Genomic DNA, 13,199 nt, shown 5'->3' with positions numbered 1-13,199 from the left:
GGGAGTGCCACGCGTCGGCCCGGGGCCTCAGCGGTAGGTGATCAGCGATTCCGGCACGCCCGGCGCTTCCAGGTGCGGCAGGGCATTGAAGCTGCTCAGCGTGATGTGGCCGGGGCGGCTCAGCAGCCGGCTGATCGAAGTGTTGTGCACGGCGTAGTGCAGTGCAGGCACGCGTGCGTCGGGCAGTCCCATGAGGTGCTGGCACATGGCGGCGATGGCGCCGCCCGAGCTGTAGACCACGGCGCTCTGGCCACTGCCGCATTGCTCGGCCACCTGCATCAGCGCGTCCATGCAGCGCTGGCGAAAGCCGGCCCAGGTCAACGAGCCCGAGGCCGTGTCCACCGTGCCTTCGCCGCGCACCCAGCTTTCGAGCGCCTGCGAAAAGAGCTGCTGGAACAGCTTGCGCGGGTTCTCGGCGGCGCGCAGCGTCTCGGCCAGGCGCACGCGGTCCACCAGCTCGGGGTTCGGGCCGGCGGCGAACACGTCATGGTGGCCGTATTCGTTGAAGCGCGGGTCGATCTGCAGCGCGGGCGGCGCGGGCAATTGCGCCAAGCTCAGCTCGCCGGTCCTGCGCTGGCGCTGGAGGTCGCCCGACCAGGCCTGGTCGAAGCGTTCGCCGCGCGCGGCCCACCAGCGGCCCAGCACCACCGACTGCTCTTCGCCCAGCGGCGAGAGCTGGTCGTATTCGGCCGACAGCAGCGAGGCCTGCGCATGGCGGACCAGGACGATCTTTCCCATGGGTGCTTCTCTTCTCGGTTCGATGGGGGCCTGGCTCAGCGCGAAGCCGCTTGCAGCATGGCTTCCATGCAGGGCTGGCCGTCGCTGCCGCAGGTCCAGGCGCGCGTGCCGTCCGGCCCGGGCGCGGCGGCCCGCACATGCACGCCCCCGGCGTCGAAGCGCCCCAGGAACAGGGGCGCACGGGCGCGCAGTTGCATGCGCTCCAGGGGCTGGTCTGGGTGCCAGGCGCGCCAGGCCTCGGCGATCAGCAGCGCCTGCAGCGGGCCGTGCACCACCAGCGCGGGGTAGCCGGCCACGTCGCGCGCATAGGGCAGGTCGTAGTGGATGCGGTGCGTGTTGAAAGTCAGGGCCGAGAAGCGGAACAGCCGCGCTTCGTCGGCGGGCGCGCGGCGTTCGCGCTGCCAGCTCGGCGCCTCGGCGGCGGGCGCGGCCGGCGTGCCGCCTTCGGCGCCCAGGAACACCGCACGGTCGATCGCCGTGAGCGCCAGGCCGCCGTGCTGCGACCACTGGTGCTCCCAGCTCACGAAGACCATGGGGCCGCGGCGGCCGGTCTTGAGCTGCATGCCGGCGATGCGCGAGTGGCGCCGCACCACCTCGCCCAGCACCATGGGCGCATGCCAGCGGTACTCGGCGCCGGCCCACATCAGCTGCGGCAGCGGGATGGGCGGCATCAGGCTGTCGGTGGCCGGCGCCTGCGCATCCTGCAGGGGTGCGCCATCGGGGCCCAGTTGCGCGCTGGGTGTCAGGTCGTGCAGATACAGCGGGTGCCACAGCGGCGGCAGCGCGCGGCCTTCGGTCCAGGCGGCGGGCTCGGGCAGGTCCAGCGTGGCGGCCAGCGCCCGGGCCGGGTGCGGGTCCAGGCGCTGGGTGGCGCTGCTGCGCCGGGCCAGCCAGGGCGCGAAGGCCTGAAGCTCGTCTTCGGTCATGGCGGCACGGGCTGGACCTGGCGGCGCGTGCCGTCAGGCGACTTCGAACAGGCCGGCGGCGCCCATGCCGCCGCCCACGCACATGGTCACCACCACGTACTTCACGCCGCGGCGCTTGCCTTCGATCAGCGCGTGGCCGACCAGGCGCGCGCCGGTCATGCCGTAGGGGTGGCCGATGGAGATGCCGCCGCCGTCCACGTTGTAGATCGCGGGGTCGATGCCCAGGTGGTCGCGGCAGTACAGGGCCTGCACGGCGAAGGCTTCGTTCAGTTCCCACAGGCCGATGTCGCTCACCTTCAGGCCGTGCTGCTTGAGCAGCTTGGGGATGGCGTAGACCGGGCCGATGCCCATTTCTTCGGGCGCGCAGCCGGCCACGGCCATGCCGCGGTAGATGCCTAGCGGCTGCAGGCCGCGCTTCTCGGCCAGCGAGCGCTCCATCAGCACGCTGGCCGAGGCGCCGTCCGACAGCTGGCTGGCGTTGCCGGCCGTGATGACGCCGCCTTCGATCACGGGCTTCAGGCCCTTGAGGCCTTCCAGCGTGGTGTCGGGGCGGTTGCCTTCGTCACGCGACAGGGTCACTTCCTTGTAGCTGATGGCGCCGGTCTGCTTGTCGGCGATGGCCATGGTCGTCGTGATGGGCACGATCTCGGCGTCGAGGCGGCCGGCTTCCTGCGCGGCGGCGGTGCGCATCTGCGATTGCAGCGAGTACTCGTCCTGCGCATCGCGCGAGATCCCGTACTTCCTGGCGACGAACTCGGCCGTCTGCAGCATGGGCATGTAGGCATGCTCGGAACGGGCCAGCACGTTCGGATCGACCTCCTGGCCCACCCACTTCATGTAGGGGCCCTGCACGGCCGAGATGTTCTCCTGGCCGGCACCGATCACGACATCCATGCCGTCGACGATCACCTGCTTGGCGGCCGTGGCGATGGCCATCAGGCCGCTGGCGCACTGGCGGTCCAGGGTCTGGCCCGAGACGACGTCGGGCAGGCCCGCGGCCAGCAGGGCCGTGCGCGCCAGGTTGCCGCCGGCCGTGCCGGCCGTCAGCACGGCGCCGGCCACCACATCCTGGATCTCCTGCGGGTCCACGCCCGCGCGCTGCACAGCGTGCTGGATGGCGTGGCCCAGCATCGTGGGCGACTTGATGTTGTTCAGCGCACCCTTGAAGGCACGCCCGATGGGCGTGCGGGCGGTGGAGACGATGACGGCTTCTCTCATGGCGAGTCCTTGTTGATGGGCGGGTGGAAAGGGAAAGCGAGGAAAAAGAAGGGATGGAGGCGCGTTTCAGTTCGCGCCCAGCGACAGCGGCCGGCCTTCGGCCGCGCGCTGGCGCAAGAGCGGGCTCACGCTCCAGTAGCCATGCGCATTGCCGCGCACGCGCGCATAGTGCTCCAGGCGTTCGACCACGTGCGCCAGGCCGCGCTGGTCGGCCAGGCACATGGGGCCGCCCGCATGGTCGGGAAAGCCGTAGCCGGCGGTCCACACCACGTCGATGTCGCTGCCGCGGTAGGCAATGCCTTCCTCGAGGATGCGCGCGCCTTCGTTGACCATGGGATAGATCAGGCGCTCGACGATCTCGGTGTCGCTGATGTCGTCGCGCCGCGCGATGCCGTGCTCGCGCGCCAGCGACTCGGCCAGTGCCAGCGTGTCGGGGTTGGGCAGCGGCGTGCGGCCTTCGTAGCGGTAGTAGCCGGCGCCGGTCTTCTGGCCGAACTGGCCCTTGGCGAAGAGGGCCTGCACCAGCGCGCGGTAGCTCGGATCCTGCGGCAGGCCGCCGGTCTTGCCGAGTTCGATCACGGTCTTGGCACCGACGTCGATGCCCGCCATGTCCAGCATGCGGCAGGGGCCCATCGCCAGGCCCAGGGTTTGCACGGCGCCGTCGACCTGCGCCGGCGTGGCGCCTTCCATCAGCAGGAACTCGGCCTCGCGCATGTAGACCTCGGCCATGCGGTTGCCGATGAAGCCATAGCACACGCCCGACACCACCGCCACCTTGCCGATGCGCGGGGCCAGCTTCATCACGGTGGCCAGCACGGCCGGGTCGGTCTTGGCGCCGCGCACCACCTCCAGCAGGCGCATCACGTTCGCGGGGCTGAAGAAGTGCATGCCCAGCACGTCGGCGGGGCGGCCGCTGGCTTGCGCGATCTGGTCCACGTCGAGCGTGGAGGTGTTGGTGGCGATGATGGCGCCCGGCTTGACCACGCGGCCCAGCCTGGCGGCGATGTCCTTCTTGAGCGCCATGTCCTCGAACACGGCCTCGATCACCAGGTCCACCTGCGACAGGTCCTCGTAGGCCAGGCTGGGCGTGATGAGCGCGATGCGCTTTTCGGCCACCCCGGCCGCCAGCTTGCCCTTGGCCACGGTGGCTTCGTAGTTCCTGCGGATCAGGCCCAGGCCGCGCTCCAGCGCCTCGGGCGTGGCCTCGACCAGCACCACGGGCAGGCCGGCATTGGCCAGCGCCATCGCGATGCCGCCGCCCATGGTGCCGGCGCCGACCACGCCCACGCGCTCGACGGGGCGCAGCGGCAGGTCCCTGGGCAGGCCGGGGATCTTGCCGGTCTGGCGCTCGGCGAAGAACAGGTGGCGCATGGCCTGCGACTGCGGGGTGCGCAGCACGCCCATGAATTCGCGCGCCTCGGCCGCTTCGCCTTCGGCAAAGCTGGGCGCGCTGGCGGCGGCGCGCACCGCGCGGGCGATGGCGGCCAGCGCGGGGTAGCGGAACTGGGCCTCGGCCAATGCAACGGCCTGGTCGAGGAAACCCGGAGCCAGGCCGGCCGTGGGCACCGGCAGCGCGCTGGTGCGGCGCGGTGCCCCGCCTTCGGCCACGAGCGTGCGCGCGCGCTGCAGCGCGGCGGCGCGCACGTCGCCCACATTCCCCTCACACAGCTCGTCGAGGATGCCGGCGGCCAGCGCCTCCTGGTCGCCGACCATGCGGCCGGTGCTCATCATCTGCAGCGCCTTCTCGGGGCCGGCCAGGCGCGGCAGCCGCTGCGTGCCCAGCGAGCCCGGGATCAGGCCCAGCTTGACCTCGGGCAGGCCCACGCGCGTGCCGCGCAGCGCCACGCGCCAGTGGCAGGCCATGGCGAGTTCCAGCCCGCCGCCCAGCGCGGTGCCATGGATGGCCGCGACCACCGGGCGGTCCAGCGCTTCGAGCCGGCCCAGGAAGCTGTTGTAGGGCACGGTGCTGAAGTCGGGATCCTCGAAGGCCGCGATGTCGCCGCCGGCCACGAAGGTGCGGCCTTCGCAGGCGATGACCAGCGCGTGCGCCGTGGCGTCGGCCTGGAAGGCGGCCAGTGCGTCGATCAGGCCCTGCACCGTGGACTTGCCCAGCGCGTTGACGGGCGGGTTGTCGATCAGCAGCACGGCGATGTCGCCGTCGCGTTGCAAGGTGACGGGGGAAGGGCTCATGGGTGTCTCCGCAAGGTGTGCGCACCGCGCGCGCGACGGCCGAAAAGGCGCGCCGGCGGCGACGGAAAGTCAGAAGGCCTAGCGTAAGCAACAAAGCGCCGCTTGGCTTGTGCACAGTGGTCACCCAGGTGTCAGCCCGAGGGGACTGGAGCGTCACGAAGGTGTCAGGCCGGCGCGCGCGGCCGGTGCAGGCAGGCCGCGACGCACCCACCTTCGCGGCGGTGCCGCGCGACGGTCAGCGCACCTTGACCGAACGTCCGATGAAGCGGATCGGGCCCGCGGGGCGGGCCAGGAGGAGGTCCTGTTCGTGCGTGCCGGTCATCAGCGCCGCCGGCCCGGAGTCGGGCGTGGGTGAGGGCGCGAAGGGGGCGGGCCGATCAGCCGCCCGCCGCCTGCCGCGCCTGGGCGATCCAGCCGTCGAAGGTCTTCTGGTGCGCCTTGATCCAGGCATCGGCATGGCGTTCGATGTCGCGCTGGCTGCTTTCACCCTGGCGCATGCGCAGGTTCTGGGCGTTGATGTCGGCGGCCGGCAGGCGCATCAGCGAGAACAGCTTGGCCGCGGCGGGGTTGGCGTCGGTGAAGGCCTTGTTGGCCAGGATGTGCTGGTCGTTGGGCGTGAAGCCGTAGTTCTTGCCGTTGGGCAGGCGCGTGTCCACGCCCTTTTGGCTGCCGGGCATGGCCGAGAAGGGCACTTCCAGCCAGACCACGTCGCGGCCCGGCTGCAGCACGCTGCTGACCCAGTAGGGTGTCCAGGCGTAGTACAGCACCGGCTCGCCCTGCTGGAAGCGGTTGATGGTGTCGGCCATCAGCGCGGCATAGCTGCCCTGGCGCTGCTCCACCGTGTCCTTCAGGCCATAGGCTTCGATGTGGTGGCTGACCAGCCGGGCGCAGAACCAGCCCGGGTTGCAGCCCGTGAGGTCGGCCTTCCCGTCGCCGTCGGTGTCGAAGAGCTTGGCGATGGCCGGGTCCTTGAGCTGGTCGATGCGCGTGATGCCGTGCTTGTCGGCCGTCTTCTTGTCGATCACGTAGCCCTGCAGCGCGCCGGGCGAGTACACGCCCTCGCGCGACATCTTGGCCGCGCCGCCCGCGTTCCGGTACAGGTCTTCCTGCATCGGCGTCCAGTGGTCGGCCATGAAGGTCGCGTCGCCGTTGGCCACGGCCAGATGCTGGGCCGAGGGCTCGATCTCCTTGATGGGCTGCACGGTGTAACCCAGGGCCTGCAGGCCGCGCATGACCAGCACAGTCTGGAAGGTCTCTTCGGCGATGTTGTTCTGCACCGGCAGGATCGTCACGCCCTTACCGGGCAGGTCAGTGGCAGGCGCCTGGGCATGGGCCGTGCCGGCGAGGGCCAGCGCGGCGGCGAACAGGGTCTGTGCGAGGCGGTGGGTGAAAGGGAGGCGGGCGTGGGTCGACGGCATGCGGTTCGGGTTTCCTTTGAACGGTGTCAGAGAAGGTCTGGGAACGGAGCCGAGGCCGCGGCGCAGCCTCGGGTCGAGGGGCGGTGTGGCCGGCGCTCAGTGGCCGGCGGCCTGCAGCGCCGTGGCGATCCAGCCGTCGAAGGTCTTCTGGTGCGCCTTGATCCAGGCGTCGGTGTGGCGCTCGATGTCCTGCTGGCGGTTCTCGCCATCGCGCATCAGGCGGTTCTGCGCGCTGATGTCGTGGACGGGCAGCACCATGATCTCGAACAGCTTGGCGGCGGCCGGGTTCTTCGCCACGAAGTCCTTGTTGGCCACGATGTACTCGTTGTTCAGCGGGAAGCCGTAGTTCTTGCCGTTGGGCAGCCGGGTGTCGGTGCCGGCCTGCACGCCGGGCATGGCCGAGCGGGGCACTTCCAGCCACACCACTTCCTGGCCGGCGCGCAGCACGTTACTGAGCCAGTAGGGCGTCCAGGCATAGAAGAGCACGGGCTTGCCGGCCTTGAAGCGAGCGATGGTCTCGGAGATCAGGGCCGGGTAGTTGCCCTGGACGTAGGTCACGGTGTCACGCAGCTTGAAGGTGTCCAACTGGTGGTTGACCACCGCCTCGCCGCCCCAGCCCGCGCTCGGGCCCACCAGGTCGGCCTTGCCGTCGCCGTTGCTGTCGAAGAGCTTCGCCAGCTTCGGGTCGCTCAGCTGGTCGAGGTGCGTGATCTTGTGCGCATCGGCCGTCTTCTTGTCGATCATGTAGCCCTGCGCGGCGCCGGCCGAGTACACACCCTTGCGCGAGAGCTTCGCGTCGCCGCCAGCGCTCTTGTAGAACTCCGAATGGTGCGGGTTCCAGTGGTTGGCCATGAAGGTGGCGTCCCCATTGGCCACCGCGAGGTGGGCCATCGGGTACTCGACTTCCTTGATGGGCAGCACGTCGTAGCCCAGCTGCTTCAGCGCACGGGTCACCAGCAGGGTCTGGAAGGTCTCTTCGGCCAGCGAACTCTGCAGCGGCAGCACCTGCACGCCCTTGCCGGGCAGGTCGGTGGCCGCGTAGGCCGACAGGCCGAGGGCGAGCAGGCCGCCGGCCAGAAGGGTGCGCGTGAAGTGGCGGGTGGTCATCGTCATTCGGAAGCAAGTCCTTTCAAGAAAAACAGTGCAGGAGGCCGGCGCGTGAACGCGCGGCCGCGCCCGGCCTGCGCGCCACAGGGGCGCGCCAGCCGGGCAGATCGCGAAGGGAAAAGACAAGGCGCCGCCGCCGGGCGCGGCTGCGCCGGCCGTGGGCCTGTGCCTTACTTGGCCGCGGCGGCGGCCTGCGCCACCCAGCCGTCGAAGGTTTTCTGGTGCGCCTTGATCCAGGCGTCGGTGTGGCGCGCGATGTCAGCCGGCTTGTTCTCGCCGTTGCGCATGCGCAGGTTCTGCGCGTTGATGTCGGTCACGGGCAGCTGCATCACTTCGAACAGCTTGGCGGCGGCGGGGTTGGCCTCGGCGAAGGCCTTGTTGGCCACGATGTGCTGGGTGTTGGGCATGAAGCCGTAGTTCTGGCCGTTGGGCAGCTGGGTGTCGATGCCCTTCTGCTCGCCGGGCAGCGAGGAGAAGGGCACTTGCAGCCAGACCACGTCGGTGCCCGGCTTGAGCACACCGCTCACCCAGTAGGGCGTCCAGGTGTAGTAGAGCGTGGGCTTGCCTTCCTTGTGACGTGCGATGGTGTCGGCCATCAGCGCGGCATAGCTGCCCTGCACATGCTTGACCGTGTTGGAGAGGCCATAGGCTTGCAGGTGGTGGTTGATCACGCCTTCGCAGCCCCAGCCGGGGTTGCAGCCGGTGAGGTCGGCCTTGCCGTCGCCGTCGGTGTCGAAGAGCTTGGCGATCGCCGGGTCCTTGAGCTGGTCGATGCTGCGGATCTTGTGCTGATCCGCCGTCTTCTTGTCGATCAGGTAGCCCTGCAGCGCGTGGGTGGAGTAGGTGCCCTTGCGATACAGCTTGGCATCGCCGCCGGCGCTCTTGTAGAAATCGTCGTGCAGCGGCTGCCAGTTGGCAGCGATCAGCGTAGCGTCGCCGTTGGCAATGGCCACAAAGGCCGTGGCGTACTCGATCTCACGGATGGGCTTGACCTCGTAGCCCAGCTTCTCCAGCGCGCGGCTGACCAGCAGGGTCTGGAAGGTTTCTTCGGCCAGCGAGCTTTGCAGCGGCTGCACGCTCACGCCCTTGCCGGGCAGGTTCTGCGCCAAGGCGCCAGCGGCGGCCGTGGCCAGCAGGCCGGCCGAGAAGAGGGTGCGAAGGGAGGGGAAGTTCATGCGAAGACTCCTTGCTTGCTTGGAAACGATTCAGTGCGCGCGCGCCGGCGCTGGCTTCGCGTCGTGGCTGGCTTCAGGGGCCGGGGTCGCCTGAGCGGGCGTGGCCTGCGGTTTGCGCGGCAGGGCGCGCACGACCAGCCCCGCCGGGCCGGTCTGCCACCAGTGGCGCACCCCTTTTCCGTTGTCGCGGCGCGCCTGGCCCATGGCCTGCGTGATGCGATCCAGCGTGATGGCCAAGAGCACGATGCCCAGGCCGCCCACGGTGGCCAGTCCCATGTCCAGGCGGCCGATGCCGCGCAGCACCATCTGGCCCAGGCCGCCCACGGCGATCATGGAAGCGATCACCACCATCGACAGCGACAGCATCAGCGCCTGGTTGATGCCGGCCATGATGGACGGCATGGCCAGCGGCAGCTGCACCTGGGTCAGCAGCTGCCAGGGCGAGGCGCCGTAGGCACGCGCGGCCTCGATCAGGTCGGGCCGCACCTGGCGGATGCCCAGCGTGGTCAGGCGCACGAGTGGCGGCAGCGCGAACACGATGGTCACGATCACGCCCGGCACGTTGCCGATGCCGAACAGCATGACCACGGGCACCAGGTAGACGAAGGCCGGCGTGGTCTGCATGGCGTCCAGCACCGGGCGGGCGATGCGGTTGGCGCGGTCGCTCGAGGCCAGCAGGATGCCCAGCGGCAGGCCCAGCACCAGGCAGAAGGCCAGCGAGGTCAGCACCAGCGACAGCGTGACCATGGCCTCGGGCCAGATGCCCAGCATGGCCACGAGTATGAGCGAGATGACGGCGCCGATGGCGATGGCGCGGCCCGCGAACTGCCAGGCCAGCAGGCCCAGCAGCGCGATCATGGCCAGCGTGGGCACGGATTGCAGCAGGCCTTCGACGCCCGAGAGCGTGGCGTCGATGGGGCCGCGCACGGCCTGGAAGAAGGGGCGGAAATGTTCGACCGTCCAGGCCAGGCCCTGGTTGATCCAGGACTCGACGGGCAGGCTGCCGTCCCACAGTTGGGACAGCGAGAAGCCGTCGGGCGCGCCGCCCAGGCCGTCGGCCGGCGTGGAAGGCGCGGCGAGCCAGTCGCTGCCGGCGCTGGCGTCGGTGCCGGTCGACCAGGCGTCGCCGCCCTGGGGGGCCGCGGTGCTTTCAACGGGCGCGGTGGCGCCGGCCCACGGGTCGGCGGCGGATGCGGCGTCCGCCGCGGCCGGGGCCTCGGTGGCCGGGGCGGCGGGTGCGGCCCAGGGATCGGTCTCCGTCATGGGAGCGATGGCCGTGTTTTCGTTCATCTGTGCGTCCTCCTCGGGGTCAATCGCTGTTCTTGTCCATGAAGCGCAGCAAGGTGGTCTTGCTGATCGCGCCGATGAAGCGGCCGTGCTCGTCGACCACGGGCAGCGGCCCGGCGGCCTGCGCGACCTGGCCGAACAGCTCGTTCACGGGGTGGATGGCGGCCACGGTCTGCACGCCGGGCAGGAAGGCCTGCTGCAGCGCCTGCTGTCCTTCCGGGTTCTCGAGCGCGGCGCGCAGCGAATCGGCCGAGACCTGGCCCAGGAAGCGCTGCTGCGGATCGACCACGTAGCCGAACTCGCGGTCCTGGTCCTCCAGCATCTTGAGCGCCGGGCGCACGCTGCCGCGCGCCGGGTTCTCCGACACCACCACCGGGCTGCGCCGCGCGATGTCGCCGGCCTTGAAGACCTTGGCCGCGTCCACGCCGCGCACGAAGTTGCGCACGTAGTCGTCGGCCGGGTTGCGCAGGATCTCCTCGGGCGTGCCGACCTGCACGACCTGGCCGTCCTTCATGATGGCGATGCGGTCGCCGATGCGCATGGCCTCGTCCAGGTCGTGCGAAATGAACACGATGGTGCGGCGCTTGACCTGCTGCAGGCGCAGCAGCTCGCTTTGCATGTCGGTGCGGATGATCGGGTCCAGGGCCGAGAACGCCTCGTCCATGAGCAGGATGGAAGGGTCGGACGCCAGCGCGCGGGCCAGGCCCACGCGTTGCTGCATGCCGCCCGAGAGTTCGTCGGGGTAGCTGTCGCCCCAGCCGGCCAGGCCCACCTGCGCCAGTGCGTCGTCGGCCGCGGCCAGGCGCGTGGCCTTGTCCACGCCGGCCAGCTCCAGGCCGAAGGCGGTGTTCTCGCGCACGGTCATGTGCGGCATCAGCGCGAAGGACTGGAACACCATGCTGATGTCCTTGCGGCGCAGGGCGCGCAGTTCGCGGTCGTTGTGCTCGAAGATGTTCCGGCCGTCGATCACCACGCGGCCGGCGCTGGGCTCGATCAGGCGGTTGAGCAGGCGCACCAGCGTGGACTTGCCCGAGCCCGACAGGCCCATGATCACGAAGATCTCGCCGGCCTGGATGTGGAAGTGGGCGTCGAAGACGCCGATGGACTGGCCGGTCTCGGCCAGGATCTCCTGCTTGGTCTTGCCTTCGCGCACGAGCGCGAGCGCGGCCTTCGGCTCGTCGCCGAAGACCTTGAACACATGGTCGATCTGGATGTCTTTTGCCATTGCGGCGGGCCTCCTCGGGAAAGGCTTGATGCAATGGCCGTCTGGAAAAGTCGTTGTCGTGCGCAGACGGCCGCGAACCGCAGCCGCACGGCAGGCACTGAAGACGACGAAGCAACGACGCAGCCAGCGCCTGTCACACACCGGAGGGCCATTCGGCGGCCTGGTCAAGGGGGCCGAGCGGGGGCGGTGTGACGCGGCGTCGGGTGGCTGGGGAACCAGCCGGATGCCGGGCGAGCCCGGCGGGGATGTCCGGCGCCGCGACGGGAGGCAGCATGCTCCGCGAGTAGCGCTCAGACCGCCGGCACGCTGGCCGGCTGTTGGATGGGTAGGGGCCGCAGTATAGGCGCTCGTTTCAAATGATGCAAGTTGCAAGCAGATGACTGCATGATGCTGCTGGCCGCCTCATGGCCCCGGGCAGGGCCCCGCAAGACCGGAAGCGCCGGGCCGGTCGCAGCGCTGGCTGGCTCGACCTGGACGGCGCCTCCCGGAGCCCGGGATGCCCGCGAGGGCCCGCAGGCCCTCGCTGTGCGCGCGGGGTGCGTTCCCGCGCAAAGAGGAGCCTCAGCTGCGGAACACGGCCGCCATGCTGCCGTCGTCCTCGCCGCCTTCGTGCATGCGGATCTCGTTGCGGCCCACCACCAGGTGATGCACCTCGTCCGGCCCGTCCGCCAGCCGCAGCGTGCGCTGCTGGGCGTACATGTGGGCCAGCGGCGTGTGCTGCGACACGCCCAGCGCGCCGTGCATCTGGATCGCCTGGTCGATGATCTTGCACACGCGCTCGGGCACCATGGCCTTGACCATGTGCACCCAGATGCGCGCCTCGCGGTTGCCCAGCACGTCCATCGCCTTGGCGGCCTTGAGCACCATCAGGCGCATGCTCTCGATCTCGATGCGGGCGCGCGAGATGATCTCGATGTTGCCGCCCAGCCAGGCCAGTTCCTTGCCGAAGGCCTTGCGCGAGAGGCCGCGCTGCACCAGCAGGTCCAGCGCCTTCTCGGCCGCGCCGATGGAGCGCATGCAGTGGTGGATGCGGCCCGGGCCCAGGCGCAGCTGCGAGATCTCGAAGCCGCGGCCTTCGCCGAGCAGGATGTTCTCCTTGGGCACGCGCACGTTCTCGAACTTGATGTGCATGTGGCCGTGCGGCGCATGGTCCTCGGCGAACACGTGCATCGCGCCCACGATGGTCACGCCGGGCGTGTCCTTGGGCACCAGGATCATCGACTGCTGCTTGTGCGAGGGCGCGTCGGGGCTGGTGCGCACCATGGTGATCAGGATCTTGCAGCGCGGGCTGCCGGCGCCCGAGATGTAGTGCTTTTCGCCATTGATGACCCATTCGTCGCCGTCGAGCACGGCGGTGGTGGCGATGTTCTTGGCGTCCGACGAGGCATGGTGCACCTCGGTCATGGCGTAGGCGGAGCGGATCTCGCCGTTGAGCAGCGGCTTGAGCCACTTTTCCTTCTGCGCCGGCGTGCCCACGCGCTCCAGCACTTCCATGTTGCCCGTGTCGGGCGCCGAGCAGTTCATGCATTCGCTGGCCAGCGGCACCTTGCCCAGTTCGGCCGCGATGTAGGCATAGTCCAGGTTCGACAGGCCTTCGCCGGTCTCGGCATCGGGCAGGAAGAAGTTCCACAGGCCTTCCTTCTTGGCCTGGTCCTTGGCGGCGTTGAGCAGTTCCAGCTGGCCTGGGGCGTATTGCCAGCGGTCGGCGCCGGTGCGTCCGGCGCCCAGGGCTTCGTACTTCTCGGCCATGGGCACGACGGTTTCGGCCACGAAGCGCTTCACATGCTCGTACAGCGGCAGCGCCTTGTCGGACATGCGCAGGTCGTTGAGTTCGTCGCTCGGGTTCAGGCCGAAGGCGGATGCGGTGGGGGAGGTGGAAGCGCTGGGGCTCATGGCGGACGGTCTCCGTGCGGTG

10 protein-coding genes are annotated in these 13,199 nt (G+C 69.9%); all 10 read right to left on the bottom strand.

Going from position 1 to position 13,199, the window contains the following annotated elements; translation table 11 throughout:
- Positions 1-27: 27 nt before the first annotated feature.
- The 10 genes from LG388_RS13670 to LG388_RS13625 all read right to left on the bottom strand — a co-directional run bounded on the left by LG388_RS13670 (position 28) and on the right by LG388_RS13625 (position 13,177).
- Entirely contained in the window at positions 28-738 is a 711-nt protein-coding gene (locus tag LG388_RS13670) for a histidine phosphatase family protein (RefSeq protein ID WP_225783271.1), read from the bottom strand.
- A 35-nt stretch (positions 739-773) separates the two neighbouring features.
- The gene (locus LG388_RS13665; RefSeq protein ID WP_225783270.1) at positions 774-1,664 is read right to left on the bottom strand and encodes a MaoC family dehydratase N-terminal domain-containing protein; all 891 of its coding nucleotides are present in this window, start codon (positions 1,662-1,664) and stop codon (positions 774-776) included.
- Positions 1,665-1,697: 33 nt separating this feature from the next.
- Entirely contained in the window at positions 1,698-2,882 is a 1,185-nt protein-coding gene (locus LG388_RS13660) for an acetyl-CoA C-acyltransferase (RefSeq protein WP_225783269.1), read from the bottom strand.
- A 66-nt stretch (positions 2,883-2,948) separates the two neighbouring features.
- A complete protein-coding gene (locus tag LG388_RS13655; RefSeq protein ID WP_225783268.1) occupies positions 2,949-5,072 on the bottom strand; it encodes a 3-hydroxyacyl-CoA dehydrogenase NAD-binding domain-containing protein in 2,124 nt (707 codons plus the stop codon).
- Between the two features lie 377 nt (positions 5,073-5,449).
- Complete coding sequence (proX, locus tag LG388_RS13650) at positions 5,450-6,490, bottom strand: glycine betaine/L-proline ABC transporter substrate-binding protein ProX (protein WP_225783267.1); 1,041 nt, start codon at positions 6,488-6,490, stop codon at positions 5,450-5,452.
- A gap of 96 nt (positions 6,491-6,586) precedes the next feature.
- Positions 6,587-7,603 (bottom strand): glycine betaine/L-proline ABC transporter substrate-binding protein ProX, encoded by a 1,017-nt coding sequence (gene proX / locus LG388_RS13645; RefSeq protein WP_225783266.1) that lies wholly within the window; start codon positions 7,601-7,603, stop codon positions 6,587-6,589.
- Positions 7,604-7,767: 164 nt separating this feature from the next.
- On the bottom strand, positions 7,768-8,772 hold the full coding sequence (proX, locus tag LG388_RS13640) for a glycine betaine/L-proline ABC transporter substrate-binding protein ProX (RefSeq protein ID WP_225783265.1): 1,005 nt from the start codon (positions 8,770-8,772) through the stop codon (positions 7,768-7,770).
- Between the two features lie 30 nt (positions 8,773-8,802).
- Positions 8,803-10,062 carry a glycine betaine/L-proline ABC transporter permease ProW gene (gene proW, locus LG388_RS13635; protein ID WP_225783264.1) on the bottom strand — a complete coding sequence of 420 codons (1,260 nt, stop codon included), beginning with the start codon at positions 10,060-10,062 and terminating at the stop codon, positions 8,803-8,805.
- Between the two features lie 19 nt (positions 10,063-10,081).
- Entirely contained in the window at positions 10,082-11,284 is a 1,203-nt protein-coding gene (gene proV / locus LG388_RS13630; protein ID WP_225783263.1) for a glycine betaine/L-proline ABC transporter ATP-binding protein ProV, read from the bottom strand.
- Positions 11,285-11,845: 561 nt separating this feature from the next.
- Complete coding sequence (locus LG388_RS13625) at positions 11,846-13,177, bottom strand: acyl-CoA dehydrogenase family protein (protein ID WP_225783262.1); 1,332 nt, start codon at positions 13,175-13,177, stop codon at positions 11,846-11,848.
- Positions 13,178-13,199: the final 22 nt, after the last annotated feature.

This window comes from Xenophilus sp. Marseille-Q4582 (assembly GCF_916700565.1).
Taxonomy (GTDB): domain Bacteria; phylum Pseudomonadota; class Gammaproteobacteria; order Burkholderiales; family Burkholderiaceae_C; genus Xenophilus.
This window is presented reverse-complemented; position numbering and strand designations above follow the sequence as displayed.

Coding starts and splice junctions, on each gene's coding strand:
- proV (WP_225783263.1), bottom strand. CDS start 11,284: ATGGCAAAAGACATCCAGATCGACCATGTGTTCAAGGTCTTCGGCGAC.
- LG388_RS13625 (WP_225783262.1), bottom strand. CDS start 13,177: ATGAGCCCCAGCGCTTCCACCTCCCCCACCGCATCCGCCTTCGGCCTG.
- proX (WP_225783265.1), bottom strand. CDS start 8,772: ATGAACTTCCCCTCCCTTCGCACCCTCTTCTCGGCCGGCCTGCTGGCC.
- LG388_RS13665 (WP_225783270.1), bottom strand. CDS start 1,664: ATGACCGAAGACGAGCTTCAGGCCTTCGCGCCCTGGCTGGCCCGGCGC.
- proW (WP_225783264.1), bottom strand. CDS start 10,062: ATGAACGAAAACACGGCCATCGCTCCCATGACGGAGACCGATCCCTGG.
- LG388_RS13655 (WP_225783268.1), bottom strand. CDS start 5,072: ATGAGCCCTTCCCCCGTCACCTTGCAACGCGACGGCGACATCGCCGTG.
- LG388_RS13660 (WP_225783269.1), bottom strand. CDS start 2,882: ATGAGAGAAGCCGTCATCGTCTCCACCGCCCGCACGCCCATCGGGCGT.
- LG388_RS13670 (WP_225783271.1), bottom strand. CDS start 738: ATGGGAAAGATCGTCCTGGTCCGCCATGCGCAGGCCTCGCTGCTGTCG.
- proX (WP_225783267.1), bottom strand. CDS start 6,490: ATGCCGTCGACCCACGCCCGCCTCCCTTTCACCCACCGCCTCGCACAG.
- proX (WP_225783266.1), bottom strand. CDS start 7,603: ATGACGATGACCACCCGCCACTTCACGCGCACCCTTCTGGCCGGCGGC.